This is a genomic window from Modestobacter sp. URMC 112 (genome assembly GCF_053502575.1).
The window spans coordinates 2,713,051-2,739,953 of record NZ_CP199957.1 but is presented as its reverse complement, the minus strand read 5'-3'; the positions used below and the strand labels follow the sequence as shown (position 1 = coordinate 2,739,953).

Below are 26,903 nucleotides of genomic sequence, written 5' to 3'. Positions count from 1 at the left end.
CGGCCGGCGGCGCCTGGTCGGCACGCAGCAGCGTGACGTCGAAGGTCGACGTCCGAAAGGGGTTGGCCAGCCCTGCTCCGGCCGCGCGGCGGAGAGCGCCTCCCCGTCCTGTCACTGCCGGGACTCGCAGCCGATGTCGAGCGGGACCGCCCGCCGCGGGAAGCGGTCCAGCACCCCGAGCCGCCGCAGCAGCCGGGCGGCGTTGTGGGCGACCACCAGGCCGGTGCTGACCTCCCAACTCGGGGGCCTGCTCGTACACCGTGCTGGGCAGCCGCGCGATGCAGGAAGCCGGCCGCGGCGAGGCCGCCGATGCCGCCACCGACGACGGCGATCCGTGGACGTGTCGTGGAGGGTGGCATCTGCGGCTCCGCCCCGGTGGACGGGGACCCGACCGAGGGCGACGCCGGCCGTGGCCAGGTCGGGGGTGGGGAGGGCGGATCGACATGGCGGGCTCAGCAGTCCGCCGGCCGGCGTCCGCGGTGCACCGCTACCCCTCCACGGGCCGGGTGCCGAGTTCGAGGGCCAGGGCGCGGGCGGCCGGGGGGTGCAGCTCGTCGAAGCAACGGCGGTAGGTGGCGGCGCTCTGCTGCGCGGGCCAGCCCTGCGGCAGGTGGGCGGCGGGCAGCCCCGGGTCGATCCGCAGCACCTCCAGCCAGTCGGCGCCGAGGCGGGTGATCCGGGCCAGTGGGTCCTCGGTGCCCGAGGCCGTCCCCCAGGCGGCGAGGAAGGCCTCGTGCTGCTCGCGGATGCGGTCCAGCGGCCAGGCCCGGCGGACGAAGGCCTCGACGCTGGTCCCCGGCAGCGGGGAGGCCGCGAACCACTCGGCCAGGTCGGTGACCTCGGCGAGGTCGGCGTCGGCGAAGACGCGGGCGACGTCGACGATGCCGGGCGCGATCCACACGCCGTCGCGCAGCCCTCCGAAGCCGGCCCAGGTGAGCGTCGCCCGCAGCCGGTGCCGCAGGTCGCGCCGGCTCTCCGGCATGGAGTAGCTCAGCAGCGTCCACTCCCCATCGGGCTGGCTGAAGGGGGCCGGCGACCACACCCGGCTGGCGCCCTGCCGGAGCAGGTCCTCCGCGGACGGGGTCAGGGAGTACCGCGCCGTGCGCCCGGCCTGCTCGCGGGCGAGCAGGCCGTTACGGGTCATCCGGCCCAGGGTGGCCCGGGCCGCGGCCTCGGCCACCCCGAGGTCGCCGAGCAGGCGCAAGAACACCGCCGCGGGGATCGGCGGCAGGCCGCCGTCGAGGACCAGTGCGCCGAAGAAGCTGAACAGCAGCGCCTGAGGGCGGTGGTTGCCGGCCCGCGCCGGCTCGTCCGCGCCGTCGGCGAGGACGTCGTCCTCCTCCGGACCGGCGCCGCCGGCGAGCACGGTCTGGCTCACGCACGCCTCCTCGGGTCGGGCCACGCTGCCACGCCCGGGTGGTCGCGACCTTCTTCTACAGATCCTTGACGGCCGTCAGCCTAGTCTCTAGCTTCACTGGGGACCAGCCCACCTCCGGGTCGGTTCCCCCCTCGCTCGACGAGACCGCCCACACCTGCTCAGGGAAGGCCCGCGTGCCCGAACCGCTGCGCACTGTCTCGGACCTCGTCGTCCGCACCCGCTCCTCCACGTCCGCGCGGCACCGCCTGCCGGGCCCCGCGGAGGAGTTCCGCGTCGAGCTCACCGACCTGGACGGTGGGTTCCAGTCTCAGGGCCCCGGACGCTGGACGGCGGGGCCCGGCGCTGGACTCCCGCCTGCGGGTGACCCATCGCCGGCACCCGGCCGACCTGGCCCTGACCGCAGTGGGCCCCGAGGCCGACCGCCGGCTCGACGCCGCCCCGGCCGTCGCCGGCCCGCCGGGCGCCCACCCGTCGGCTGACCCGAACCGCACGACCTGGCCCCATCCGGGGCCGACCCCCGACAGCAGCAGCAGAGGAGACAACGTGGACCTGTCCGGCAAGGTGGCGATCGTGACCGGCAGCGGCCGGGGTCTGGGCCTGGCCTACGCCCAGGAGCTGGCGCGCTGCGGTGCGGCCGTCGTCGTCAACGACGTGGACGCCGCGGTGGCCGAGGAGGCGGTGGGCTCGATCACCGGCGCCGGCGGTACCGCGGTGGCCGAGGTGGTGCCGGTGGGCAGCAGCGAGGCCGCGCAGGCGCTGGTCGACCGGGCCGTCGCCGAGTTCGGCCGGCTCGACGTGCTGGTGAACAACGCCGGCATCCTGCGTGACACCACGTTGTGGAAGATGACCGACGACCAGTTCGACGCGGTGGTCACCACCCATCTGCGGGGCACGTTCACCTGCACCCGGGCCGCGGCGATCCGGATGCGGGAGCAGGGCGAGGGCGGTCGGGTCATCTGTGTGGGCTCGCCCACCGGGCAGCTCGGGAACTTCGGGCAGACCAACTACGCCGCGGCCAAGGCCGGCATCGTGGGCATGGTGCGCACCTGGGCGCTGGAGTTGGCCCGCGCGGAGATCACCGTCAACGCGATCGTGCCGGTGGCGGCCACCGGGATGACCGAGACGGTGCCGTTCCTGCAGCCCTACATCGAGGCGCTCAAGGCCGGGGAGCCGCTGCCGGCCTTCGCCCGCCAGCAGTTGGGCTTCGGCACCCCGCAGGACGCCGCCGGGCTGGTGGCCTTCCTGGCCTCGGACGCCGCCGCCGGGATCAGTGGCCAGGCGATCGGGATCGGCGGGGACCGGCTGGCGCTGTGGAGCCACCCGGCCGAGGTGGTGGTGGAGTTCGCCGACGGCACCGGCTGGGCACCCGAGGCCATCGCCGCCGTCTGGCCGGAGAAATTCGCCGACGCGCAGCAGACCGTCGGTCAGCAGTTCCCGGAGCCCCCGAAGTGACCACTCCGCGCAGCACCGGCCGGCTGGACCTCGACGCCCTGGTCGCCATCGACGTGCACGTCCACGTGCACGCCGACCAGCACGGGCACCTGGCCCTCGACGACGAGCTGAACGCCGCCGCCGCGGCGTACTTCAAGGGCGACCCCTACGACCCGACGGTCCCCGACATCGCCGCGGACTACCGGGACAAGAAGATGGCCGCGGTCATCTTCACCGTCGACGCCGAAGCCGCCACCGGCCAGATGGCGCTGTCCAACGAGGAGATCGCCGACCTGGCCGCCGAGCACCCTGACGTGCTCATCCCGTTCGGCTCGATCGACCCTGCCCGGGGCAAGGCCGGCATCCGGGCGGCCCGCCGGCTGGTCACCGAGCACGGGGTGCGCGGGTTCAAGTTCCACCCGAGCTTCCAGGACTTCGAGCCCAACGACCGGCGGCACTACCCGCTGTACGAGGAGCTGGAGTCCCTCGGGGTCCCGGCGCTGTTCCACACCGGCCAGACCGGCATCGGCGCGGGCCTGCCCGGCGGGCGCGGGATCAAGCTGCGCTACTCCGACCCGATGCTGCTCGACGACGTCGCCGCCGACTTCCCCGGCCTGACGATCATCATGGCCCACCCCTCGGTGCCCTGGCAGGACGCCGCGATCTCGGTCGCCACGCACAAGGCCAACGTCTACATCGACCTGTCCGGATGGTCCCCGAAGTACTTCCCACCCCAGCTGGTCCGGGCGGCCAACACGCTGCTGAGGACCAAGGTGCTCTTCGGCTCGGACTACCCGCTGCTGCGTCCGGAACGATGGGTCCGCGACTTCGAGCAGCTGGAGATCAAGCCCGAGGTCAGACCACTGATCATGAAGGAGAACGCGATCCGGGCCCTGGGGCTGCGTTGAGGAACGCCGGGCTGGGCTCCTGGCCGGAGCGGCACCTGCGGAGCTCCCCGCACAAGCCGGCACTGTGGTTCGAGGGGACCACGACGACGCACGGCGAGTTCGCCCTCCGGGTCCGGCGGGCCGCCGAGGCGCTGGCCGGACTGGGGGTGCAGCGCGGTGACCGGGTCGCCTGGTACGGCGCCAACCACCCCACCGGGCTGGAGACCCTGTACGCGTGCGGGCAGCTCGGCGCCATCTGGGTGCCGGTCAACGCCCGGCTCACCCCACCCGAGGCGCAGTACGTGCTCGAGCACTCCGGTGCGTCGCTGGTGGTGCACGGCCGGGACCAGGGTGGGACGGCGGACGCCTTGCGCGCCGCGCTGCCCGGCGTCCGGCACTGGGCGGCTGCCGAGCCGCCGCTGTCCGGCGGTGCCGACTCGCTGGACTGGGCGGCGCTGACCGAGCAGGCGGAGCCGGTGCAGCGGGACGAGCAGGTGGGCCTCGACGACGTCTGCCTGATCATGTACACCTCGGGCACCACCGGCCGCCCCAAGGGCGCGGTGCTCACGCACGGGAACATGACCTGGTCGTGCCTCAGCCAGGTGCTCGGCTTCGACTTCACCCCGGACGAGCGGACCCTCGGGCTGGCGCCGCTGTTCCACATCGGCGGGCTGAACGGGACGCTGAACCCGACCCTGCTGCGCGGCGGCTGCGTGGTGCTGGTCCGGGGTTTCGACCCGCCGGCGACTCTCGCGGTGGTCGCCGAGCAGCGGGTGACGTCGTTCTTCGCCGTCCCCACGATGCTCGACGCGCTGAGCCGCCAGCCCGGCTTCCAGACCCTGGACCTCTCGGCGCTGCGCACCGTCGGCGCCGCCGGGGCGCCGCTCCCGCTGCCGTTGCTGCGCACCTGGCTGGACCGCGGCGTCACCGTGCAGCAGGCGTACGGGATGACCGAGTCGGCGCCGGCCGGTACGTCACTGGACAGCGCGGACGCGGTGACCCACGTCGGGTCGGCCGGCAAGCCGCAGTTCTTCACCGACGTGCGGGTCGTCCGGCCTGACGGGACGCAGTGCCCGCCGGGTGAGGTCGGCGAGATCGTCCTGTCCGGGCCGAACATCATGGCCGGGTACTGGAACGCCCCCGAGGCCACCGCGGCCGCGATCGTCGACGGCTGGTACCACTCCGGGGACGCCGGCTCGACCGACGAGGACGGCTACCTGTACATCCGGGACCGGTACAAGGACATGATCATCTCGGGTGGGGAGAACGTCTACCCGGCCGAGGTCGAGTCCGTGATGCTCGAGCTGCCCGAGGTGCAGGAGGTCGCGGTCATCGGGAAGCCGGACGCGCACTGGGGCGAGGTCGGCCTGGCCGTCGTCGTCCCCGCTCCCGGCGCACCCCGCGACGGGGACGCCCTCCGCGCCACGCTCCGCGATCGCCTCGCCGGGTTCAAGGTGCCCAAGGAGGTCCGCTACGTGGACGAGCTGCCCAAGACGGCGACCGGCAAGATCCGCAAGCCCGATCTGCGACGTACGTACGTGCCCAACGAGGAGGACGCATGACCACCACCACGACCATCGCCGAGCTGCCGTCGCTGAAGGGCGAGGAGCTCGGCACCAGCGACTGGATCGAGGTCACCCAGGAGCGGGTGAACACCTTCGCCGACGCCACCGACGACCACCAGTGGATCCATGTCGATGTCGACCGCGCCAAGGCCGAGAGCCCGTTCGGCGGCCCGATCGGCCACGGCTACCTGACCCTGTCGCTGCTCATCCCGATGTGGTCGCAGGTGCTCACGGTCAGCGACGCGACGATGGCGGTGAACTACGGGTTGAACAAGGTGCGGTTCCCGTCCCCGGTGCCGGTGGGCTCGAAGATCCGGCTGACCGCCTCGCTCAAGGACGTCGAGGAGGTCTCTGGCGGCCTGCAGCTGACGGCCACTGCGGTCATCGAGGCAGAAGGCGCCACCAAGCCGGTCTGCATCGCCGAGCCCGTGTTCCGCGTCTACGGCGGCTGAGCGGGCCACCCGGTACGGGCCGCCGCGCGCGTCCCGGGCAGCCACCCGGCCGGTTCCGCGCCGCCCCGCCGACGAGGACGTCCCGGTCACGCCGGGGTGGACTGCTGGACCTGGGGGACCGTCGTGAGGATCTGCATGACCGCGGTCGTCTCGGTGGCTGAGCGCAGGACAAGGGGCACGTCGCCGGCGGAGCGCACGAAGTCGCCGGCGACGAGGGTGCGCAGGTCCTCCATCGGGCCGGCGAGCAGGCGGCCGGTGAGGACGTGGGCGTGGTGGAGCGCGCCGGGTGGCAGGGCTGTCCGGACCACACGGTTGCCGTCGAGCTCGACGATCGCGGTGCTGACCTGACCGGTGCCGTGGATCTGGTTCAGTGTCCGCCGCCGGCCGACGACGTCGTCGGCTCCACTTGGCATCGGCGCCCCGCTGGAGCAGGACGGGGCTGCCCCACTCCGCCACCAGCAGGCTGATGCCGATGCCCAGCGCCCGCGCGACGGCCGACAGCGTCTGCACCGTGGGGTTGCCGTGCCGCCCTCGAGGTCGGCCGACGTCTGCTCGGCCAACCCGGCCTGGCGGGCGAGCGCGCTGAGGTGCTGAAGCGCCCGCTGCGGGACACCGCCCGCGGGGCGCCCGATCGGGTCGGCCTTCCATCCGACGGAAGGTCCGTTCCGCCGGCGTCGTGACCCCGGTCATGGTGAGCGGGACACGGCGAGCCAGCAGGAGGACAGCAATGACGTCGATGGTGCGCAACCAGTGGTACGTGGCCGCTTACGGCCGCGAGGTCGGGCGGGAGCTGTTCAGCCGCACCGTCTGCGGGGAGTCGGTCCTGTTCTGGCGTTCCGAGGCCGGCGCGGTCACCGCGATGAGCGACCGCTGCGTGCACCGCCGGTTCCCGCTCTCGCAGCAGCCCAGCCACCTGGCCGGCGACACCGTCGTCTGCGGCTACCACGGCTTCACCTACGGTGCGGACGGCGGCTGCGTCGCCGTCCCCGGGCAGGCGCGGGTGCCGCGCACGGCCCGGCTGAAGAGCTACCCGGTCGTGGAGCAGGACAGCTTCGTGTGGGTGTGGATCGGCGACCCGGCGCTGGCCGACGCCACCCGCATCCCGCGCGCGCCCTGGCTGGCGATGGAGGGCTGGACGACGGTCAGCGGGATGGAGCCGCTCGCCGCGCGGGCCAGCCTGCTGATCGACAACTTGATGGACCTCTCGCACGAGACCTACCTGCACGGCGGCTACATCGGGACGCCGGAGGTCGCCGACACCCCGATCACCACCGAGGTGGACGACGCGGCCGGGATCGTCTACGTCAGCCGGCACATGGCCGACGCCGAGTGCCCGCCCTTCTACGCCAAGAGCACCGGCATCACCGGCCGGATCACCCGCTGGCAGGACATCGAGTTCACTCCGCCCTGCCTGTACAAGCTGCACAGCCGGATCGCGCCGGTCGGCGTCCTGCCGAACTCCGACGGCACCGACCCCGACGCCTTCCACGTCGAGGTCGTCTACGCCATCACGCCGGAGACCGAGTCCAGCACGCACGACTTCTGGGCGGTCGCCCGCGACTTCGCCCTCGACGACGCCGGGGTGTCGGAGTTCCTGCGGGAGAGCAACCGCACCGTCGTCCTGCAGGACGTCGAGGCGCTCGACGTGCTCGAGCAGGTGCTCACCGGCGAGCCCGACGGCTACCAGGAACTGTCGATCAACATCGACACCGGCGGCCTCGCGGCCCGGCGGATCATCGCCCGGCTGGCGGCCGAGGGCGCCGGGGACGCCGTCCTGCAGCCGGCGGCGGCCGCCCGGTGATCGAGCGCGACATGACGCTGCCGGCCCCGCGCCAGGTGCTGGGCGGGGAGAGGGTGCTGCGGGTCAACTGGCTGCCGGGCTCGGACCGGCTGCGCGGGCTCTGCCACTGCGGCGCCGAGGCCGAGGCGAGCGACCCGGTGGAGATGTGGGAGTGGCTGCTGGCCCACCCCGACCACCCGGCCGGCGGACCGATCGCGCCGCCGGCCGGCGGACCGCTCCCCGCGCCGCCGGCGCACCTGGTCACCGACCCGCAGGTGATCATCCGCCGCGTCCCCGCCCCCGTCCCCGCCTGAGAGAGGACCCCGCTGCCCCCACCGCTCGCAGGCTCGCGGCGGGCCCCTGCAGCGGGGACCGAGAAGGAGAACCGTGCACAGCACCCATGACGAGGTGGACCTGCGGTTGCGGGTGGCCCAGCGGACCGCCGGCGCCGAGGGCGTCGTCGTCCTGGAGCTGCGCGACCCGACCGGGGCCGATCTGCCGGCCTGGACGCCGGGCGCGCACGTCGACCTGCAGCTGCCGGGCGGGCTGGTCCGGCAGTACTCGCTGTGCAGCGACCCGGCCGACCGGACGATGTGGCAGCTCGGCGTCCTGCGCGAGCCCGCCGGCCGGGGCGGGTCGGCCTGGGTGCACGACGAGCTGCTCGAGGGCATGGACGTCGACGTCCGGGGTCCGCGCAACCACTTCGCGCTGGTGCCCAGCCCCCGCTACGTCTTCCTCGCCGGGGGCATCGGGATCACCCCGATCATGCCGATGGCGGCCGCGGCCGAGCGGGCCGGCGCGGAGTGGGAGTTCCACTACGGCGGGCGCAGCCGCACCTCGATGGCGTTCGTCGAGACACTGGAGGCCGCGCACGGGCCGCGGGTCGCCCTGCACCCGCAGGACGAGGTCGGCCTCATCGACCTCGACCGCATCCTCGGCACCCCGCTGCCGGACACGCTGGTCTACTGCTGCGGGCCCGAGCCGCTGCTGCGCGCGGTCGAGCAGCGCTGCGCGGCCTGGCCGGCCGGCGCCCTGCACGTGGAACGATTCGCGCCCAAGGACGTCGGTGAGCCGGTGCTGACCGGGGCGTTCGAGGTCGAGCTGGCCAACAGCGGCCTCACGTTGACCGTCCCGCCGGACCGGTCGATCCTGCAGGTGGTCGAGGAGGCGGGGATCGCCGTGCTCTCCTCGTGTCAGGAGGGGACGTGCGGCACGTGCGAGACCGGGGTGCTGGAGGGGACGGTCGACCACCGGGACTCCCTGCTGACCCCGGAGGAGCAGGGGGCCAACGACACGATGTTCATCTGCGTCTCCCGGGCGGCATGCCCGAAGCTCGTGCTGGAGCTCTGAGCCCGGCCAAGCGGACGGCGGGGTCCAAGCTGCTCGCGGTGCTGGACTCCTTCACCCGCGAGCGCCGGGCACTGACGCTGTCGGAGGTCGCCCGGGCGACCGGCGTCCCGCTGTCGACCGCGCACCGGCTCATCGCCGAGCTCTGCGCCTGGGGCGGCCTGGAGCGCGACGACGACGGCCGCTACCGGGTGGGGCTGCGGCTGTGGGAGCTGGGCGCGCTGGCCCCGCGGGGGCTGGGGCTCCGGGAGGCGGCGCTGCCGTTCATGGAGGACCTCTACGAGGTCACCCACGAGAACGTGCAGCTGGCCGTGCGGGACGGCGTCGATGTCGTGTTCGTCGAGCGTTTCGCGTCGCGCGACGCGGTCACGGTGCTCACCGAGGTCGGCGGCCGGTTCGCACTGCCGCCGACCGGCGTGGGGCTGGTGCTGCTCGCGCACGCCCCGGTCGCGGTGCAGGAGCAGGTGCTCGCCGCTCCGCTGCACCGGTACACCCCGCACACGATCACCGATCCGCTGCAGCTCCGGCGGGTGCTGGCCGAGGTGCGCCGCAGTGGGGTGGCCGTCAGCGACCGCCAGGTCACCGAGGACGCAGTCTCGGTGGCCGCCCCGATCTCGGCCCGCGGGACGGTCGTCGCCGCGCTGTCGATCGTCGTCCGCGGCGACTCCCCGGCCGCCGTCCGGGCGATGGCCCCGGGCGTCCGCGCCGCGGCCCGCGCGATCAGCCGGAGTCTGCCGGGCTGAGCGTCGCCTCAGGCAGACGACGGGGGCCGACTCCTCAGCGCGCGCGAGATGCCCAGCGCCGCGGCGAGCAACAAGGGCACCAGGCCCGGCCCGCGACCGTCGTTCGGGACGATCACCGACAGCGCGGCGACCACGGTGCCGCGCTCGTCGCGGACCGGGACGGCCACCCCGGTCGCGTCGGGGTGCTGGTGTCCGGCCAGCACTGCGGAGTGGGTCCTGCGCACCCCGGCCAGCGCCGTCCGCAGCTCCGCCGGCGTGTGCAGCCCGGCGGGGGTGACCGGGCGCAGCGGTCCGGCCAGCACCCGCTCCTGCACCTCGAAGGGCGCATGCGCCAGCAGCACCAGCCCGGACGACGAGGTGTACAGCGGAAGCCGGCCGGCGATCCGCGTGTAGTTGATGACGGCGTCGCGGGCACTGAGCCGCTCGAGGAAGAGCACGTCGTCGCCGTCGAGCACGCCCAGTTGCGCGTGGTGGCCGACGACCGCGTGCACGTCTTCCAGGAACGGCATCGCGGCGTCCCGCAGCGACACCGTGGGGGAGGCCCGGGCGCCGAGCTCCCACAGCCGGACGCCGACCCGGACCTCCCGCCCCGGACCCCGCTCCAGCAGCCCGGAGGCGACCAGTTCGGCGACCAGCCGGGATGCGGTGGCCACGTGCAGGCCGCTGCGCCGGGCCACCTCGCCGACCGAGAGCACCGGCTCGTCGGCGGTGAAGGCGTCCAGTACCCGCACGGCACGGGCCAGCACCGATTCGCCGGTCGGGGTCCGCGCCATGGGGGCGAGTGTGGCACCGATCTCTCGTCCATTGAGAAAGGCCTACAGGGGGCGGTGACCCGGGTCGCACGCTGGCGGACGACGACGAGGAGGTCGGAGTGCTGGCAGTGGAGCAGTCGGGCAAGGCCCGCCGCGGCGGGGTGGACCGCACGATGGTGACTGTGGCGGAGAAGACGCGCGTCGCCGACGGAGTCGTCACGGTGACCCTGACCGCGCCGGACGGCGGCCGGCTGCCGGACTGGACGCCGGGCGCTCATGTCGACCTGACCCTGGACAACGGTCTGACCCGCCAGTACTCGCTGTGCGGCGACCGCTGGGACGCGTCCTCCTACCGGGTCGGCGTGCTGCTGGAGCCTGCCGGTCGCGGCGGGTCCAGCTACGTGCACGAGCAGCTCGCCCCCGGGCACCTGGTCGGCCTGGGCGGGCCGCGGAACAACTTCCCCCTCGTGCCGGCCGAGTCCTATCTGTTCGTGGCCGGCGGCATCGGCATCACGCCCATCCTGCCCATGGTCGAGCAGGCCGAGATGCTGGGTGCGGACTGGCGGCTGCTCTACGGCGGGCGGCAGCGCAGCTCGATGGCCTTCCTGGACGTGCTGTCGGCCTACGGCGAGCGGGTGCAGGTCCGGCCGCAGGACGAGTTCGGCCTGCTGGACCTCCCCGGCTTCCTGGGCGAGCCGCGGCCGGGCACGCCGGTCTACAGCTGCGGCCCGGCTCCGCTGCTGGCCGCGATGGAGGCCGCCTGCGCCGGCTGGCCGGCGCGGTCGCTGCACACCGAGCGGTTCGTCGCCGAGGAGCGGGGGGCTCCGGTGCGGACCACGTCCTTCGAGGTGGAGCTGCGCCGTTCCGGGCGCACGGTCACGGTGACCCCGGACGTCTCCGTGCTGGAGGCGGTGGCCGCTGCCGGGGTCGATCTGCTGTCCTCCTGCCGGCAGGGGACGTGCGGCACCTGCGAGACCACTGTGCTCGCCGGTCAGCCCGACCACCGCGACTCACTGCTGGACGACGTTGAGCGGGCCGCCGGCGACTGCATGTACCCGTGTGTCTCCCGCTCGTGCAGCGACCGCCTCGTGCTGGACCTCTGACACCTGACCTCTGACCCCGCTGGAGCCCGCCATGACCCTCGCCCCGAGTCCGGGCGTCGCCGACCTGCCGGTCAGCGACGCCGACCCCTTCAGCCACGAGGTCCTCGAGGACCCGTTGCCGTTCCACCAGCAGCTGCGCGAGTCCGGTCCGGTGGTGTACCTGAGCCGCTACGACGTGCACGCCCTCGGTCGGTACGAGGAGGTGCACGCCGCCCTGGTGGACTGGCAGCAGTTCCAGTCCGCCGCCGGGGTGGGGCTGTCCAACTTCCGCACCGAGAAGCCCTGGCGGCCGCCCAGCCTGCTGCTGGAGGCCGACCCGCCGCGGCACGACGCCCCCCGCCGTGTGCTCACCAAGGTGCTCGGCCCGCGGGCGCTGCGCCGGCTCCGCGACCGCTGGGCCGCCGACGCCGAACAGCTCGTCGACCAGGTCCTCGCCGCGGGCACCGAGTTCGACGCCGTCCCGGCTCTGGCCGAGGCGTTCCCGCTGCGGGTCTTCCCCGACGCCGTCGGTCTGGGCCCGGACGGCCGGGAACACCTGCTGCCGTATGGGGACCACGCGTTCAACGCCTTCGGCCCGAGCAACGACCTGGTGGCCAAGGGCGCGCCCCGGGTCGCCGAGCTGTCGGCGTGGGTGGGCGCGCAGTGCGCCCGCGAGGCGCTGAGCGAGGACGGTTTCGGCGCCGCCATCTGGGCCGCCGCCGACCGGGGTGACATCACGCCGCAGCAGGCGCCGCTCGTCGTCCGCTCGCTGCTCACCGCGGGGGTCGACACGACGGTGCACGGGCTGTCCGCCGTCCTGTACGCCTTCGCGACCAACCCGGGCCAGTGGGCGCGGCTGATCGCCGACCCCTCGCTGGTCCGGGTCGCGTTCGACGAGGCCGTCCGGTGGGAGTCCCCGGTGCAGACGTTCTTCCGGACGACGACGGCCGACGTCCGCATCGGTGACGCGGTGGTGCCGGAAGGGCGCAAGGTGCTGATGTTCCTGGCCGCCGCCAACCGTGACCCGCGCCGGTGGGTCGACCCGGACGTCTTCGACCTGAGCCGCGACCCGTCCGGTCACGTCGGCTTCGGCATGGGGCTGCACCAGTGCGTGGGCCAGCACGTCGCCCGGCTGGAGGCCGAGTCCGTCCTCACCGCACTGGCCCGCCGGGTGCGCACGATCGAGCTGGCCGGCCCGACCAAGCGACACCACAACAACACCCTCCGTGCCTGGGAGAGCATCCCGGTCCGGCTCACCGTCACCTGACCCGGCGCGCGGCTGGAGCGAGTGCAGCAACCGGTACACCAGATCGATCTCGTGTCGGACCGGCCGACGTCGGGATCGGTGGCTGTCAACGGGGGGACCACCGGACGTCGAGAGCGCCGCTGCACGAGCTGCTGGAGACCGTCGGCCTGATCGAGGTCGCGCACGAACCGGCCTGCTCGTTCTCCTGGGCATGGGGTCAGCGGCGGGGCATCGCCTCGGCGCGGAGCACGGGTGCGTCGCCCGCCGGCCCGCCGATTTGTCAGGACGCTTGCCAGCACAACCATCTATCGGCTAGTCTCACTTGCGTCATCAAGTGAATGCCGCGTCCGCGAGGCACGGGCCGACCTCGCCGTCGCCCTCACCCGCCGGGACCGACCGGCACGCGACCCACCCCCTGGACCTGGAGAACCGCCATGACCACCACCCTGACCAACGGCACCCGCGTTTCCTGGAAGAACACCGCCGTCGCTGCGGCCATCGGCGCCGTCGGCGCGCTCGTGATCAACAGCGTGATCGCCCTGCTCGCGAAGGCGGTCTTCGACATCCCCGACGAGTTCCAGCCGCTCACCCTGCCGGTGTACGGCTTCCTGACCGTCGTGGGCGCGATCATCGGCGCCGTCGTCTGGCACCTGATCGTCGCGCGCAGCCGCAACGCCTCGGGCCTGCTGCGCGTGCTCGTCCCCACGGTGGTCGTGCTCTCACTCATCCCGGACGTCATGCTCCTCGTCAGCGAGTCCCAGCCGGGGACCACGACCGCCGGGGTCCTCGCGCTGATGCTCATGCACGTCGGAACCGCTGTCGCGGCCGTGCCGGCCTACCGCCGGTTCATCCCGCCGCAGTCCTGACCGCTGCCGGCCAGAGGCGTCCTTCCAGCCCGGCTTAACCCACTGGTGCCCCGGTCCCGCGTCTCGCGGGGCCGGGGCGTCCGTCGTCCCCGCGGCGCCTCCATGCCGACCGGCGGGCCTCTGGGAGGCGCTCCCCGTGCGCGGCCGCCGAGGTGTCGGCGGGGGCGCCGGCCTGATCCCTGACGATCGGCCGGCGCGGCAACGCGTAGCGGCGTCGGTCAGGCGGGGGAGTCGGCCGTCCCGGCGTGCTGCCCTGCGGCTGAGGGCATCCGCCACCCGGTCCTCGACGAGGCCAGTGCCGGGTCGGGAGCGGGCGCCGGCCCAGCATCTGCCGGCCCAGCTTTCGGAGCAGCCGGCCAGCGCAGCCTCAGTCGGCCAGGCCCTGCGACGAGAGCCAAGCCTCGATGACCGAAGCGACCTCGCCGTTGTTGCGTTCCACCATCATCATGTGCCCGTTGCCGTGCACGCCGTGCTCGCCCAGGCGCAGGTGCTCCGCCCCCACACGGAGCTCGCTCGGGATCCAGTACTCCACATACGTCTGTCCGCGGACGGCGGCGCCGGTCTCGGTCGGAACCGACTCCATCCCCGTCCAGAAGTGGCCCCGCCGGGCCAGCACGAGCGGCTCGCCCGCGCGGGCGTTGAGCTCCCTGGGGCTGAAGCCTGTGCTCCCGTGCTTTTCCTCCGCGTCAGATCGATCGTTCCGGGTCGAAGCTGCGGGCACCCCGGTGGTCGCGCCGCGCCCCGCAGCGCCTCCATCGGGGGCCGGCTCGAGGAGCGAGCGTTGCTCCGCGTTCGCGCTCCCACCGTCCAGGGAGTCCTGAACCGTCAGGCGAGGTGCTCCGTCAGGTGAGCCCGCACGAGTTCCGCCAGTTCCCTGATGGCGGGCTCGTCCTGCTTCTTCGAGCTCTGCGGGAATCCGTGGTCGACGCCGGCGGCGCAGTGGTAGGTCACGGGCACGCCGTTGCCCCGGGCCTTCTCCACGAAGCGTTCGTCCTGCCTGCGGATCGAGTCCCGCTCCGCGGTGACCACGAGCAGCGGCGGGAGGGCTGCGAACTCCTCGCTGCCTCCCAGACCCGGGGAGGCGAGGGGCTCCGCGCGCCGGGAGGCATCGGCGAAGTAGAACCCCTGCACGAGGCGCACCAGGCTGGGGCTCACGAACGGGGGGGTGGCCGCGGCCGACGGGAGCGGGGACGTGTACTGCTCCGGCGGGATCGTCTGGTCGACGCTCGGCACGATCAGGACGGCCGCACGCGGTGCCGGATCACCGGCGCGCCGGGCCAGCTCCAGGGCGCCGAGGGCGAGGTTCCCGCCGGCGCTGATGCCGCTGATGGAGACGCGTGTGCTGTCCCAGCCCATGGCGTCCCCGGAGCTCCGGACCCACCGCAGGACGTCGTAGCACTCCTCGTGGGCCCGCGGGTAGCGCCCCTGCGGCCAGGTCGAGTAGTCGACGTTGACCACCGTGGCGCCCACCTCGCCGGCGATGCCGCGGATCAGGTGCTCGTCCTGCCGTGGCGCCCCGACCAGGAACGCACCTCCGTGGAGGTGGATGTGTACTGGCGGGGGCGCGGTTCCGGCGGCCAGCGGCGCCCCGGCTGCCGCGCGGGTGACGAAGCACCGCACCTCCCCGTGCCGCGTCGGGACCAGGACGGCCTCCGGCTCGGCGACGTCCCGGTCGGTCAGCGAGATGGCCGGAGGCTTGACCATGCGGGTCGCCACCGAGGAGAGGAACCGTGCCTTCAGGTGGTCGGCGACCTTCGTCGCAGCGGAACTCACGCTGGTGCGCCTTTCGTCGGAGGGTCGTCCGAATGGTCTTCGTGCGTGCAGTTGTCCACCACGACGTCGTCGATCCCGGCCCCGGCGAGCAGGTGCGAGAGCATCAGCCGGGCCGGTCCGCCGCCGACGATGCCGACGCGGGTCTCGATCACGTCGGGGCCGGGCATGCGCTGCTCCTCGGAGGCGGGGACGTCGGTGAGGCGGTCAGTTGATGACGTGCAGCTGCTCGAGCCAGGTGACCTGCCAGACGTTGCCGTCGGGGTCGGCGAAGCTGCCGGTGTAGGTGTTCCTGTCCTCCCGGGCCGGCACCCCGGGGCGTCCACCCGAGCTCAGCGCTCGGCCCACCAAGTCGTCGACCTGCTCCCGCAGCTGCACCGACAGGCACGGGACGGCGGTGGGCCGCACCGGGTCACCGGGCTCGCCGGTCAAGAGCTCGGAGAAGCGGTCCTGGGTCAGCAGCGTCACGACGAAGTCGTCGTCCACCACGACCGCGGCCGTGTGCTCGTCCGAGGAGTGCTCGTTGATGCGGAAGCCGAGCGCCTCGTAGAAGGCCCGTGCGGTGGCCAGGTCCCGGACGGCGAGCTTGAGGAAGAGCATGCTCACGACCGGCCCCCGATCTCGGCGAAGGTGTCGGCGACCCAGTCGGCGACGAACGTGCTCACGTAGGGCAGGTGGTCCAGACCGATGTGCTCGGTCGCACCCTCCTCGGGGGTGAAGACCCGGAGTTCGCGCTTGGGCGAGTTGACCGCCTGCTCGTAGGAGCGGTGCGCGTACTCCAGCGGGATCTGCCGGTCGTTCTGGCCGTGTGCGATCAGGAACGGGACGGTGATCTTCTCGACGACACCGTCGAGGTGGATGTCGTCGGCGAAGTCGAGGAACTCGTCGAGGTGTTTCTCGTCGCCGTCCTTGCCCCAGACCCACAGGACGTGCTCCCAGTAGTGGGGGACCGGCCGCTCGCCTTCGCGCTCCTTGCGGCGGCGCTGGACCGCGCCCCAGTCGTGGTTGGCGCCCCACGCCACGCAGAGCGCGAACCGCTTCTCGAACGCGGCGGCCCGGGGGGAGTAGTACCCACCCAGCGACCAGCCGACGATGCCGATGCGGGAGGCGTCGACGTCCGGGCGGGTCTCCAGCCAGTCCACGGCCGCGCCGGCCCACGCCTCGGTGTCGATCCGGGCGGTCAGGCCCTGCAGGCGCAGCGCCTCGCCGGTACCGGGCTGGTCGAGCATCAGGCAGGAGATGCCACGCGCGGCGAGCTCGGCCCAGTGGCCCGAGGAGTACATGTGCTCCTTGGCCGAGTCCAGCCCGTTGACCAGGACGATCACCGGTGCGGGCCCCTCCTCGGTGGCCGGGGCGGCGCTGAAGTAGGCCGGCAGGGTGGTGCCCTCGTAGGGGATCTCGACCCGCGTGACCCGCGGGTCCCTCAGGTCGAAGGACTTCTGCGCCAGCTCCAGGACCCGCCGGTACGTCGGTACCCGGTCCGGGTCGGACTTCGACAGCATGCGCTCGGCCTGGCACAGGTAGTTGGTGGCGCGGTGGTACAGCTGGCCCGCGGTGCTGAGGTGACCGGCCTTCTCGGCGGCCTCCGCCTGCTCGACGAGCTGGTCGGTGAGCTTGCGCCACGCGCGCAGGAAGTCCTTCGTCCCGGCGTCCTCGCCCTGCTGCGCCGCCTCCTTGATGGGGCGGCAGGCCCGATCGACCTCGTCGATCAGCCCGCCGCTGTTGAGCGCCGCGACGACGCCGAGGTTCCAGACGTAGTTGCCCGGGAAGTACTCGAACACGGTGGGTTCCTCTCAGGTGGGGTTCAGCAGGCGCCGGGGAGGACGGCGGACCAGCCGCCATCGACCACGAGATCGGCGCCGGTGACGTAGGACGCCTCGTTCGAGGCGAGGAAGAGGGCGCACCGGGCGACCTCCTCGGGCGCACCGATCCGCCCGAGCGGGACGGACCGGGCGATCGAACGCATGGGGGAGCCGGGGGCCAGCAGGTCCCCCTCGGTGGCGGGCGTGTGGGTCGTGCCGGGGCTGACGCACGTGGCCCGGATGCCGTGGGCTGCGCCCTCGGCGGCGAGGAGCAGCGCGGCGGCGCGGCCCTGGCCACCGGCGGTGCCGGTGATCAGGGCGCCCTCGGCCTCGAGCCGGCCGGTCACGGCGCCGCCGCCCGGACCGCGTCGCTGATCGACTTCACGCCGCCGTGCGCGGTCATCCCGCCGTCGACGGGGATCTCGGCGCCGGTGATGAACGACGCCTCGTCGCTCAGGAGGAAGAGCACCAGCGGTGCGACCTCGTCGACGGTGCCGGTGCGGCCCAGCGGCGTCTCCGCCAGGTTGGCGTCGCGGAAGGCGGGTGAGGCCGACGCCGTCATGGGGGTCTCGATGTAGCCGGGGTGCACCGTGTTCACCCGGATGCCGCGCGGGCCGAGCTCCAGGCAGGCGGCCTTGGCCAGCCCGCGCAGCGCCCACTTGCTCGCGGTGTAGGCCACGGGGAAGTGCCCGGTCAACGCCGCCACGGAGCCGACCACGACGACCGACCCCCCGGAGGTCATCAGCGGGCTCACCGCCTGGATGCCGAGCAGCGTGCCGGTCACGTTGACCTCGGAGACCCGCGCCAGGTCGGCCGGGTCGAGGTCGGCGAGGCGGGCCCGCCAGGTGACGCCGGCGTTGGCCACGAGCCCGTCCACCCGGCCGTGCCGGTCGGCCAGGTCGGCCGCCAGGGAGGCCCAGCCGGCCGCATCGGTGACGTCGAGCTGCTGGTAGTCCACCCCCGACAGGTCCTCGGCCGCCTCGGGCCGGACATCGGTCGCCACGACCGTCGCACCCTCGGCCGCCAGCAGCCGCGCCTCGGCGGCGCCCTGGCCCTGCGCCGCTCCGGTGACCACGACGACCTTGCCCTCGAGCCGGCTCACCGGCGACGCTCCCGGATGCGCGGTCGCGCGCGGGCGGGGGCCACCGGCGGCAGGTCCAGGCCGGGGACGACGCGGTTGCGGACGGTGCCGATGCCTTCGACGGTCATCTCGACGACGTCGCCGGGCTGCAGCGGGGGAGGGGCGTCCGCGCCACGGCGCCCCCACAGCTCGGCCAGGCAGCCGCCGTTGCCGCAGGTGCCCGACCCCAGCACGTCACCGGCGCGCACCTCGGTGCCGCGAGAGGCGTAGGAGACGAGCTCCTCGAACGGCCAGCCCATGTTGGAGAGCAGGTCCTGGCCGATCCCGGTGCCGTTGACCGACACTCGCATGTCCAGCGCGAGGAACCCCTCGTCGTCCCGGTAGGGCTCGAGCTCGTCCGCGGTGACCAGCCACGGCCCGAGCGTCGTCGCCGAGTCCTTGCCCTTGGCCGGCCCGAGGCTCACCTTCATCTCGCGGGCCTGCAGGTCCCGCGCCGACCAGTCGTTGAACAGCGTGTAGCCGAAGACGTGCCCGCGGGCCTGCTCGGGCGTCAGCGAGGCGCCGTCCTTCCCGATGACGGCGGCCACCTCCAGCTCGAAGTCGAAGCGCTGCGACCCCGGCGGCACCGCGACGTCGTCGTGCGCGCCGACCACGGCGTAGGGGTTGGTGAAGTAGAAGGTGGGCGCCTGGTACCACTCCGGGACGACGCCGCCCACCCCGTCGATGGCCTTGCGCACGCCCTCGACGTGCTCCTCGAAGGCGACGAAGTCGCGGATCGTCGGCGGCTGCAGCGGCGGCAGCAGGCGCACCGAGTCGAGCGGCACCGCCGGGCCGGCGAGCGCGGCCTCCCCGGCCTCCAGCGCGGCCGGCAGCCCGGCGCGGACGAGGTCGAGGACGGAACGGCCGTCGGGAAGGGCGTGCAGGCCGGCGGCTCCCGCCACACCGGCCTGCACGCGGCCCCCGGACTCCCAGGTCGCGAACCGCATCAGACCGGAGGAGCGACGAACAGGCCCTTGTCGGGGTCGTTGAACGACTTCTGGGCCACGAACTCGTTCATCTGGTTCGCCGTGCCCCACTGGTCGGCCGTCATCGGGTCGGTGATGTCGAGGACGTGCGGGTGCCAGGTGTCCTCGTCGACGGTCTCGAGCTCGGTCGTGTACTCGACGGTGTTCCCGTGCGGGTCGAGGAAGTAGCTGAAGGTGTTGTTGCCGGCCTTGTGCCGGCCGGGGCCCCACACCTTCTCGACGCCGGCGCGCATCAGCCGGCCGGTACCGCGCATGTACTCGTCGATGCCGCGCATCTCGAAGGAGGCGTGGTGCAGGGACGGGTGCGGACCGCGGGCGATCGCCATGCTGTGGTGCCAGGCGTTGATCCGCATGAACCACATCATCTCGCCCATGCGCGGGTGCATCAGGGTGTCCGAGAGCGCGAACGCGAGGTGCTTCTCGTAGAACGCGCGGGTGCTCGCGGGGTCGGCGGAGTTGATGACCACGTGGGAGAGGCGGACGGGGATGTCCTCGCCCTCCTCGATCTTCCGGTGCTGCCGGACGGCGACGTCGGAGCTGATCTCGACAGTGCGGCCCTCGTTGTCGAAGAACCGGAAGCCGTAGCCGCCGCCGGGGGTCTGCAGCGCCCCTGGCTCGGACACCAGCTGCACGCCGTCGGCGGCCACCTGCGCGGCGAGCGTGTCGACGTCGGCGGCGTTCGCGGCACCGAAGGAGATCAGGTCGATCCGTTTGTCGCCCGACTGGCGCAGCCGGACGACGTACTGCTCGGGCGAGCCCTCGGCGGCGAGGAAGGCCAGCCCGGAGTCGCTGTGCTCGGCGGTCAGGCCCCAGGTGTTCGTGTAGAAGTCGAGCTGCTTGCCGAAGTCGGGCACGGCGAGGTCGACGTGCCGCAGGTGGGTGATCAGACGCTGGGTCATGTGGCTCTCTCCGTGGGGGTCTGGCCCCCTCCCGGGTCCCATCCTGAGCTTGCGGAGGACGGGAGGAGGGGGTCCTTCGTCAGGCGGGCTGGCTGGTGAGGGCGGCGATCCGCCCCATGAGCGCGGGGACGTCGCCCTGCTCGTGCGCGAGCTGCCACCGGGCGATCTGCATCGAGGCGTCGACGACCTCCTTCACGCGGTCGTAGCGGCGGGCGGCGAAGGTCGCGAGCAGGTCGTCGTCGAAGGCCTCGGCCGAGGTGAGGACGTCGGCGAGGACCGACGCGTCCTCCAGGCCCAGCGCACCGCCCTGGGCGATGGTGGGCGGGCAGGTGTGCACGGCGTCGCCGATCAGGACGACACGGCCGCGGTGCCACGGTGCGTCGAGGAGGTGCTCCTCGAACCAGGTGTAGTGGATCTTCTCCGGGTCGCTGATCGACTCGCGGATCTCGTCCCAGGGTCCGTGGTAGGACTCCGACAGGCCCCGGACGATCGCGACCTTCTCCTCGGGCGTCAGCGTCGTGCGGTCCTGGGCGTCCTCGACGAGGACGGCGTACAGCGAGTCCTCCCCGGTCGGGGTGTAGCCGGCGATGTAGCAGGGCCCGCCGTAGTAGAACTCGGAGTTCTCCACCTCGGCGGGACGGGGAGCGAAGACCCGCCAGATCCCCATGCCGACCGACTTGGTCTCGAGCGGGACCTGCAGCATGCGCCGCGTCCACGAGCGGACGCCGTCGGCGCCCACCACGAGGTCGTAGCGGCCGGTGGAGCCGTCGGTGAACCGGACGTCGACGCCGGTGCCGTCCTGCTCCAGTTCCTGGACGGTGGTCGAGAAACGGGTCTTGACGCCTGCCTGCTCGGCCCTGCTCATCAGGATGCGCGCGAGATCGGGGCGGTACATGCCCATGCTCGCCGGCAGGTCGGGCCCACCGGACCGGTGGTTCGGCATGCGGGCGACCACGGTGGCGTCCGGTGCGAACGGTGCCCTCAGGACCAGACCCTCCGACGTCCATCCCCGTGCGACGCACTCGTCGAGCAAGCCCAGTTCCCGCAGCACGCGCAGGGCGTTTCCCTGGAGGGTGATGCCGGAGCCCAGGGCGGTCACGTCCGGCTTGATCTCGGCGAGCTCGACGCTGACGCCGGAGTCGGCCAGCAGGATCGCGGTGGCGGCGCCGGAGAGGCCTCCACCGACCACCAGGACGTCGTTGACGGCAGGCATGTCAGGACTCCTTCGTCCGGATCACTTGACGGCGATGGGGTTGACCGGCGCGCCGACGGCGCCGGTCACGGGCAGGGGTGCGGCGGTCAGCCAGAAGTCGTGGCGGCCGTCGGCGGCGCAGTCGGCGGCCAGCGCGTCGAGGTCCCACATCTCTCCGATGAACAGCCCGATGTGCGGGATCGCCACCTGGTGCAGGGGCTGGAAGGCGACGTCGAACTCGTTGGGTCGCACCTCGAAGCCCCAGGTGTCGGTGGCGATGCCGGCGATCTCGCTGTCGTGCAGCCAGTCGGCGGTGGTGAACGACAGGCCGGGAGCGGGACCGCCGGCGTAGTCGCCCCAGCCGCGACCCTCGGCGATGTCGCGGCGGGCACGGGTGAGGCGGCCGGTCCGTACGAGCACCAGGTCACCGCGGCCGACCCGCGAGGTCTCGCCCTGCGCGGCGATGGTGGCCTCGAGGTGCTCGGCGGTGATGGCGAAGCCGTCGGGCAGTTCCCCGTCGGTGCCGATCGCCCGGCCGACGTCCAGCAGCACGCCGCGGCCGGCGATCAGCGCGGCGACGGTCTCGATGCCGGTCAGCCGGTCGCCCTCGCTCGTGACCACGTCGCCGGCGCGACGCCCGTTGTACGCGGTGCCGTGGTCGAAGATGTGGCCGAGGCCGTCCCACTGGGTGGAGGCCTGCAGCGGCATGAAGACCACGTCGTCGGCGCCGCCGAGGCCGTGCGGGAAGTCCTGGCCGCGCTCGGCGTCCAGGCCGGTGTCCAGCATGGTGTGCACCGGGTTGGTGCGGCGGCGCCAGCCCTTCTGCGGGCCGTCGGCGTCGAACCGCTGCGACAGCGAGAAGGACGCACCGCGACGGATCAGCGCCGCGCCCTCCCGGCGCTTCTCCTCGTCGAGGAAGTTCATGCTGCCGAGCACGTCGTCCGCACCCCACCGGCCCGCGTTGGACACGCGCTTCGCGGCTGCGGCGATGGCGCCCGCAGGATCACTGCGGTCGAGGTCCGGTGTGGTCTGCGGCACGCCTACACCGTGGGGCAGCCCACAGGGGTGAGGGAAGACGAGATGCCTGATGACGGGCATCCACGGCGTGGATAGCGTGACCGCGTGAACCTGGCGAGCCTCGATCTGAACCTGCTCGTGGCTCTCGACGCGTTGCTCCAGCAGCGCAGCGTCACCCGCGCCGCCGCCCAGATGGGACTGAGCCAGCCGGCGCTGTCAGCGTCTCTCGCCCGGCTCCGGCGGCACTTCGGCGACGAGCTGCTGAGCCGGGTGGGCAACGACTACCGGCTGACGCCGATGGCAGTGCAGCTGCGTGAGCTCGTCCGCCTCGCGCTGACCGGCGTGGAGAAGGTCTTCTCCGCCCAGCTCGCCTTCGACCCGGCGTCCTCCACCCGTGAGTTCTCGCTGCTGATCAGCGACTACGGCATCGCCGTCCTCGGGGACACCGTCGCGACCCTGATGGCGGAGGAGGCGCCGCACGCCCGGCTGCGCCTGACGATCAACACGCCGGACCACGTCGACCGCGCACACCAGGTGCTGCTGAGCACCGATCTACTGCTCCTCCCGCACGGGTTCGTCTCCGACCTCTCGCACTGCGACCTCTACCGCGACGAGTGGGTCTGCGTCGTGTCCCGACAGAACGGCGAGGTGGGCGACGAAGTGACCGTCGACCACCTGCGGGAGCTGCCGTGGGTCCTCTCCTACAACGGCCCGACGGCGTCCACCCCGGCCGTGCGCCGGATGCGGATGCTGGGGATCGAGCCGCGGGTGGCCGTGGTCACGGAGAACTTCCTGACCGTGCCGGCTCTGATCGCGGGCAGCAGCCGGATCGCCGTCCTGCAGCGGCGCCTGGTGGACCTGCTGCCCCTCGACGTCGGCGTCCGGGCGCTGGCGTGCCCGTTCGACGCCGGCCCGCTGGTGGAGGCCATCTGGTGGCACCCCGCGTTCGACGACGACCCGGAGCACGGCTGGTTCCGCGACCTCGTCGCCCGGGCGGCCGGGCAGGCGGTCGAGGGCGGCGTCCGCAAGGACATAGACGTGGTGGATGAGCAGTCTCAGGAGAAGTGATTTCCGCTCGGCCGGCTCCGTCCTGACACTTCTCGGCCAGTGACGCCGATCACGAGAGTCGGCGCCCGTCCTCCGGAGATGCCCGTGTCGGAAGCCACCCGCACCACCCTCGCCGTCGAGGAGCCCCTCGACGGCGAGGTCGCCGTCAACCCGGCGACCGGTCGCCCCGCCGGGCTCCCGCAGGCCCTGGTCCTGCTGCTCTCGAGCTGCCTGGCCGTCCTCGGCGCCGTCCTCCTGGCGCCTGTGCTGCCCAGCATCCAGCGCGCCTTCGCGGACACGCCCGGGGTCGAGGCGCTCACCCCGATCGTGCTGACCGCGCCGGCGCTCGTCATCGGCCTGACCGCCCTGATCGCCGGGCGCATCGTCGACCGGGTCGGTCGCAAGCGGCTGCTGGTCGGCGCGCTCGTGGTCTACGCGTTCGTCGGCACGGCGCCGCTGTGGCTGCCGTCGCTGCAGCTCATCGTGGCCAGCCGGGTCCTCCTCGGGCTCACCGAGGCCGCGATCATGACCTGCTGCACGACCCTGCTCGCGGACTACTTCCACGGCTCGAAGCGCGAGCGCTACTTCGGCCTCCAGGTCGTCTACACGACCGTTGCGGCCACGATCTTCTTCGGTGTCGGCGGCGCCCTCGGTGCGGCCGACTGGCGGACGCCGTTCTGGCTCTACGTCGTCAGCCTGCCGCTCGCCGTCGCCGCCGCTCTGGTCATCTGGCAGCCGGCTCCGCGGGCCCAGGCTGCTGCCCGCACGCACGAGCTGGTCCCGCTGCCGTGGGAGCTGCTCCGCGCCCCCGTCGCCGTGACGGTGCTCGGGGGTCTGGTCTTCTACGTCCTCATCGTCGAGCTGTCCTTCACGCTCGACAGCATCGGCGTGGAGTCGACCGCCACCATCGGCGCGGCCAGCGCGATCGCCTCGCTGGGCACCGCCGTCGGCGCCTTCCTGTTCGGTCGCCTCGCCAAGCTCGGCCCCGCGGTGACCGTCCCCCTCGCCTTCGGGCTGTCAGGTCTCGGCATCCTGGGCCTCGGACTGGCGTCGTCCGTCCCGCTCGTGATCGTCTCGGCCGTCGTGACCGGGTTCGGCAACGGGCTGCTGCTGCCGTCGATGCTGACCTGGGCGCTGGGCTCGCTCGCCTTCGAGCAGCGCGGCCGCGGTACGGGCGTCTGGACGTCGGCGGTGTTCATCGGCCAGTTCTTCTGCCCGCTGGTCGTCCTCGCACTCACCGGCGCCAGCGGCAGCCTCGGATCGGCCCTGGTCGTGCTGGGGGCCGTCGCCCTCGCTGCGGCGGTCACCGTGCGCGCTCTCCGGCCGGCGCGGTCCTTCGTCCCGGCTGTCGCCGCCCACTGACCGACCGTCGACGGCCCTGGGTTACCGCTGTCCCCGGGGCCGTCGTGCGTCCGCACGATGTAGCACCCACCGTGGCGGTGCGCGGCGGCCTGAGCCGGGTGGGTCGTCGGTCGCGTGCTGCGCTGACTGTTCGTCGTCATCGACCTGGTGAACGGGTTCGCGTGAACATCCGTCGACCGACGGGGAGGAGGGGCTGCCTTGGACATGGCCGGCGTGGACCTCAACCTGCTCGTCTCGCTGCGGGCGCTGCTCCAGGAGCGCAACGTCACGCGGGCGGCGCAGACGGTGGGGCTGAGCCAGCCGGCGATGAGCAACGCGCTCGCCCGCCTGCGCCGGCAGTTCGGCGACGAGCTGCTCGTCCGTGAGGGGCGCGGGCTGGCGCTGACCCCGGTCGCCCGCGAGCTGCAGCACGCCGTGGAGCCTGCACTCGGCATGGTCGAGCGGGTGTTGCGCATCCAGGCGTCGTTCGACCCGTCGACCGCGGCGCAGGTCTTCCGGATCGCGGCGAGCGACTACGGCATGACCCTGATCGCCGACCGGCTCCGGGATCTGGAGCGTCTCGCGCCCCGGGTGGTCGTGGACCTGGTGCAGATCGACTCCGGTTTCGTCCGGGACAGCGAGGCGGTGATGCGCCGGGTCGACCTCCTGCTGGCACCTCGCGCCTTCCTGAGCGGTCATCCGAGCCGGCCGCTGTCCAGCGAGCCGTGGGTCGCGGTCGTCGACGCGGCGCACGAGGGGGACCGACTGGAGGAGGTGGCGCTGCAGGGGCGGTCACTGGTGGGCCTCTTCCACGACCTGGGGTCGGGGGCGCACATCGAACGGCTGCTGACGGTCCGAGGCATCACCGCCACCGGCTCGGTCAACGCCGAGTCGTTCTCCGCCGTGCCGGCCCTGGTCGAGGGGACCGACCGGATCGGCTTCCTGCCCGCGGGTCTCGCCGCGCGGTTGGCGCCGGGTCACCAGGTGCGGGTCATCGACGCGCCCTTCCTCGGCGAGCCGCTCGTCGAGTGCCTGTACTGGCACCGGTCGGCGCAGCGGGATCCCGCGCACCAGTGGCTGCGCCGTCTCGTGCTCGGAGACGACGCGACGTCGGACCAGTCGAGCGCATCAGCACCGTGAATGGCCGGGCATACCGAATGAGCGTTTCCGCCGGCGACCTCCACCCCTGATGCTGGAGCGGTGAACGGTCACGACATCACCGTCGACTTCGGCTCCGATCCCGCGGCGGCCATCGCCGGCTCGGCGAAGCGGTTCAGCAACTGGGGTCGTTGGGGAGCCGACGACGGGATCGGCACGGTCAACTTCATCGACGCAGGCCTCCGCGCCACGGCAGCCTCGTTGATCCGGCGTGGGGACTCCTTCAGCCTGTCGCTGCCCTTCGATGCGAACGGCCCCCAGTTCGGTTGGAAGCGGCGAGTGAACCCGGTGCACACGATGATGTCCACCGGCATGGACACTCCCGAGCAGATGGGGCTGCCGCACGGTCTGTCGGTGGCCGACGACGCGGTCTTCATGCCCCTGCAGTGCAGCACCCAGTGGGACGGGCTCGGCCACGTCTTCGACCACGGGGTGGCCTGGAACGGCCGGATCGGCCGGGAGATCGTGACCAGCGAGGGCGACTCGGCGACCGGCATCGAGCGGATCGCGGCGCCGGTGGTCGGCCGCGGCGTCCTGCTGGACGTCGGGCGGGCGCTGGGGCAGGACGGCGAGCTGCCCGACGGCTGCCCGATCACCAGCGCCGACCTCGACGAGACGATCCGCCGCCAGGGGGACTCCTCCCGGGTCGGCCGCGGTGACATCGTGCTGGTGCGCACCGGTCAGCTCTCGCGGGCCCGCCGCGCGGTCGCCGACGGCACCGGCTGGGGCGCCTACGCCGGCGGCCCGGCGCCCGGCCTGTCGTTCGAGACCGCGGGCTGGCTGCACGCCACCGAGATCGCCGCGGTCGCCACCGACACCTGGGGCGTCGAGGTCCGGCCCAACGAGTGGCCGGACGCCATGCAGCCGCTGCACCAGGTCGCGCTGCCGCACATCGGCCTGCTGCTGGGGGAGATGTGGGACCTCGACGGCCTGGCAGCCGACTGCGCCGAGGACGGCGTGCACGAGTTCTTCCTCGCCGCCCAGCCGCTGCCCTTCACGGGTGCGGTGGGCTCACCGGTGAACCCCGTGGCGGTGAAGTGAC

Annotated in this window: 27 protein-coding genes and 2 pseudogenes; 15 read left to right on the top strand and 14 right to left on the bottom strand. The window is 73.1% G+C overall.

Going from position 1 to position 26,903, the window contains the following annotated elements:
• Window positions 1-487: 487 nt before the first annotated feature.
• Window positions 488-1,378 (bottom strand): PaaX family transcriptional regulator, encoded by an 891-nt coding sequence (locus tag ACWIX6_RS12810; protein WP_448612810.1) that lies wholly within the window; start codon window positions 1,376-1,378, stop codon window positions 488-490.
• A 543-nt stretch (window positions 1,379-1,921) separates the two neighbouring features.
• On the opposite strand from ACWIX6_RS12810, the gene ACWIX6_RS12805 reads away from it, so the two are divergent.
• From ACWIX6_RS12805 to ACWIX6_RS12790, 4 genes are read left to right on the top strand one after another with little or no spacing between them, the layout of a single operon-like run.
• Window positions 1,922-2,830 carry an SDR family NAD(P)-dependent oxidoreductase gene (locus ACWIX6_RS12805; RefSeq protein ID WP_448612809.1) on the top strand — a complete coding sequence of 303 codons (909 nt, stop codon included), beginning with the start codon at window positions 1,922-1,924 and terminating at the stop codon, window positions 2,828-2,830.
• A gap of 23 nt (window positions 2,831-2,853) precedes the next feature.
• Window positions 2,854-3,717, top strand: a complete 864-nt coding sequence (locus ACWIX6_RS12800; protein WP_448616998.1) for an amidohydrolase family protein — start codon at window positions 2,854-2,856, stop codon at window positions 3,715-3,717.
• Window positions 3,714-5,258: an acyl-CoA synthetase gene (locus ACWIX6_RS12795; RefSeq protein ID WP_448612808.1), complete on the top strand. Its 1,545-nt coding sequence runs from the start codon at window positions 3,714-3,716 to the stop codon at window positions 5,256-5,258. Before ACWIX6_RS12800 ends, ACWIX6_RS12795 begins: the two co-directional genes overlap by 4 nt.
• Complete coding sequence (locus ACWIX6_RS12790; RefSeq protein WP_448612807.1) at window positions 5,255-5,713, top strand: MaoC family dehydratase; 459 nt, start codon at window positions 5,255-5,257, stop codon at window positions 5,711-5,713. Before ACWIX6_RS12795 ends, ACWIX6_RS12790 begins: the two co-directional genes overlap by 4 nt.
• Window positions 5,714-5,799: 86 nt before the next feature.
• Here ACWIX6_RS12790 and ACWIX6_RS12785 read toward each other — a convergent pair whose 3' ends face one another.
• Window positions 5,800-6,126 (bottom strand): hypothetical protein, encoded by a 327-nt coding sequence (locus ACWIX6_RS12785; protein WP_448612806.1) that lies wholly within the window; start codon window positions 6,124-6,126, stop codon window positions 5,800-5,802.
• A 314-nt stretch (window positions 6,127-6,440) separates the two neighbouring features.
• Here ACWIX6_RS12785 and ACWIX6_RS12780 point away from each other — a divergent pair, with 314 nt between their 5' ends.
• The 4 genes and pseudogenes from ACWIX6_RS12780 to ACWIX6_RS12765 all read left to right on the top strand — a co-directional run bounded on the left by ACWIX6_RS12780 (window position 6,441) and on the right by ACWIX6_RS12765 (window position 9,583).
• Window positions 6,441-7,514 carry a Rieske 2Fe-2S domain-containing protein gene (locus ACWIX6_RS12780; protein WP_448612805.1) on the top strand — a complete coding sequence of 358 codons (1,074 nt, stop codon included), beginning with the start codon at window positions 6,441-6,443 and terminating at the stop codon, window positions 7,512-7,514.
• Window positions 7,515-7,525: 11 nt separating this feature from the next.
• Window positions 7,526-7,807, top strand: coding sequence for a hypothetical protein (locus ACWIX6_RS12775; RefSeq protein WP_448612804.1), 282 nt, complete (start codon window positions 7,526-7,528; stop codon window positions 7,805-7,807).
• Window positions 7,808-7,940: 133 nt separating this feature from the next.
• A pseudogene (locus tag ACWIX6_RS12770) lies at window positions 7,941-8,843 on the top strand (PDR/VanB family oxidoreductase); the annotation flags it as partial.
• 38 nt (window positions 8,844-8,881) lie between these two features.
• On the top strand, window positions 8,882-9,583 hold the full coding sequence (locus ACWIX6_RS12765) for an IclR family transcriptional regulator (protein WP_448612803.1): 702 nt from the start codon (window positions 8,882-8,884) through the stop codon (window positions 9,581-9,583).
• An 8-nt stretch (window positions 9,584-9,591) separates the two neighbouring features.
• Here ACWIX6_RS12765 and ACWIX6_RS12760 read toward each other — a convergent pair whose 3' ends face one another.
• Complete coding sequence (locus tag ACWIX6_RS12760; protein ID WP_448612802.1) at window positions 9,592-10,356, bottom strand: IclR family transcriptional regulator; 765 nt, start codon at window positions 10,354-10,356, stop codon at window positions 9,592-9,594.
• A gap of 161 nt (window positions 10,357-10,517) precedes the next feature.
• Between ACWIX6_RS12760 and ACWIX6_RS12755 the strand changes: the two are divergent.
• From ACWIX6_RS12755 to ACWIX6_RS12745, 3 genes and pseudogenes are all read left to right on the top strand, one after another.
• Window positions 10,518-11,438: pseudogene (locus ACWIX6_RS12755) on the top strand (PDR/VanB family oxidoreductase); the annotation flags it as partial.
• A 31-nt stretch (window positions 11,439-11,469) separates the two neighbouring features.
• Window positions 11,470-12,684 (top strand): cytochrome P450, encoded by a 1,215-nt coding sequence (locus ACWIX6_RS12750; protein ID WP_448612801.1) that lies wholly within the window; start codon window positions 11,470-11,472, stop codon window positions 12,682-12,684.
• Between the two features lie 413 nt (window positions 12,685-13,097).
• Window positions 13,098-13,529 carry a DUF6069 family protein gene (locus ACWIX6_RS12745; RefSeq protein WP_448612800.1) on the top strand — a complete coding sequence of 144 codons (432 nt, stop codon included), beginning with the start codon at window positions 13,098-13,100 and terminating at the stop codon, window positions 13,527-13,529.
• 367 nt (window positions 13,530-13,896) lie between these two features.
• Here ACWIX6_RS12745 and ACWIX6_RS12740 read toward each other — a convergent pair whose 3' ends face one another.
• The 11 genes from ACWIX6_RS12740 to ACWIX6_RS12690 all read right to left on the bottom strand — a co-directional run bounded on the left by ACWIX6_RS12740 (window position 13,897) and on the right by ACWIX6_RS12690 (window position 22,336).
• On the bottom strand, window positions 13,897-14,145 hold the full coding sequence (locus ACWIX6_RS12740) for a hypothetical protein (protein ID WP_448612799.1): 249 nt from the start codon (window positions 14,143-14,145) through the stop codon (window positions 13,897-13,899).
• 209 nt (window positions 14,146-14,354) lie between these two features.
• Entirely contained in the window at window positions 14,355-15,302 is a 948-nt protein-coding gene (locus tag ACWIX6_RS12735; RefSeq protein ID WP_448612798.1) for an alpha/beta hydrolase, read from the bottom strand.
• Window positions 15,299-15,469: an FAD-dependent monooxygenase gene (locus ACWIX6_RS12730; protein ID WP_448612797.1), complete on the bottom strand. Its 171-nt coding sequence runs from the start codon at window positions 15,467-15,469 to the stop codon at window positions 15,299-15,301. Before ACWIX6_RS12730 ends, ACWIX6_RS12735 begins: the two co-directional genes overlap by 4 nt.
• A gap of 37 nt (window positions 15,470-15,506) precedes the next feature.
• On the bottom strand, window positions 15,507-15,899 hold the full coding sequence (locus tag ACWIX6_RS12725) for a VOC family protein (protein WP_448616997.1): 393 nt from the start codon (window positions 15,897-15,899) through the stop codon (window positions 15,507-15,509).
• A 2-nt stretch (window positions 15,900-15,901) separates the two neighbouring features.
• Complete coding sequence (locus ACWIX6_RS12720; RefSeq protein WP_448612796.1) at window positions 15,902-17,080, bottom strand: alpha/beta hydrolase family protein; 1,179 nt, start codon at window positions 17,078-17,080, stop codon at window positions 15,902-15,904.
• 23 nt (window positions 17,081-17,103) lie between these two features.
• Window positions 17,104-17,448 carry an SDR family NAD(P)-dependent oxidoreductase gene (locus ACWIX6_RS12715; protein ID WP_448612795.1) on the bottom strand — a complete coding sequence of 115 codons (345 nt, stop codon included), beginning with the start codon at window positions 17,446-17,448 and terminating at the stop codon, window positions 17,104-17,106.
• The gene (locus ACWIX6_RS12710; RefSeq protein WP_448612794.1) at window positions 17,445-18,203 is read right to left on the bottom strand and encodes an SDR family NAD(P)-dependent oxidoreductase; all 759 of its coding nucleotides are present in this window, start codon (window positions 18,201-18,203) and stop codon (window positions 17,445-17,447) included. Before ACWIX6_RS12710 ends, ACWIX6_RS12715 begins: the two co-directional genes overlap by 4 nt.
• Window positions 18,200-19,168, bottom strand: a complete 969-nt coding sequence (locus ACWIX6_RS12705; RefSeq protein ID WP_448612793.1) for a fumarylacetoacetate hydrolase family protein — start codon at window positions 19,166-19,168, stop codon at window positions 18,200-18,202. The genes ACWIX6_RS12710 and ACWIX6_RS12705 overlap by 4 nt, the downstream gene beginning before the upstream one ends.
• Window positions 19,168-20,106, bottom strand: coding sequence for a VOC family protein (locus tag ACWIX6_RS12700; protein WP_448612792.1), 939 nt, complete (start codon window positions 20,104-20,106; stop codon window positions 19,168-19,170). The genes ACWIX6_RS12705 and ACWIX6_RS12700 overlap by 1 nt, the downstream gene beginning before the upstream one ends.
• 79 nt (window positions 20,107-20,185) lie before the next feature.
• The gene (locus tag ACWIX6_RS12695; protein WP_448612791.1) at window positions 20,186-21,319 is read right to left on the bottom strand and encodes an FAD-dependent oxidoreductase; all 1,134 of its coding nucleotides are present in this window, start codon (window positions 21,317-21,319) and stop codon (window positions 20,186-20,188) included.
• Window positions 21,320-21,340: 21 nt separating this feature from the next.
• Window positions 21,341-22,336, bottom strand: coding sequence for a cyclase family protein (locus tag ACWIX6_RS12690; protein ID WP_448612790.1), 996 nt, complete (start codon window positions 22,334-22,336; stop codon window positions 21,341-21,343).
• An 84-nt stretch (window positions 22,337-22,420) separates the two neighbouring features.
• Between ACWIX6_RS12690 and ACWIX6_RS12685 the strand changes: the two genes are divergently transcribed.
• The 4 genes from ACWIX6_RS12685 to ACWIX6_RS12670 all read left to right on the top strand — a co-directional run bounded on the left by ACWIX6_RS12685 (window position 22,421) and on the right by ACWIX6_RS12670 (window position 26,902).
• Window positions 22,421-23,383, top strand: a complete 963-nt coding sequence (locus ACWIX6_RS12685; protein WP_448612789.1) for a LysR family transcriptional regulator — start codon at window positions 22,421-22,423, stop codon at window positions 23,381-23,383.
• 78 nt (window positions 23,384-23,461) lie between these two features.
• A complete protein-coding gene (locus ACWIX6_RS12680; RefSeq protein WP_448612788.1) occupies window positions 23,462-24,724 on the top strand; it encodes an MFS transporter in 1,263 nt (420 codons plus the stop codon).
• A 204-nt stretch (window positions 24,725-24,928) separates the two neighbouring features.
• Window positions 24,929-25,843, top strand: a complete 915-nt coding sequence (locus ACWIX6_RS12675; protein WP_448612787.1) for a LysR substrate-binding domain-containing protein — start codon at window positions 24,929-24,931, stop codon at window positions 25,841-25,843.
• 60 nt (window positions 25,844-25,903) lie between these two features.
• Window positions 25,904-26,902, top strand: coding sequence for a cyclase family protein (locus ACWIX6_RS12670; RefSeq protein ID WP_448612786.1), 999 nt, complete (start codon window positions 25,904-25,906; stop codon window positions 26,900-26,902).
• The last annotated feature ends 1 nt before the right edge of the window (window position 26,903 follow it).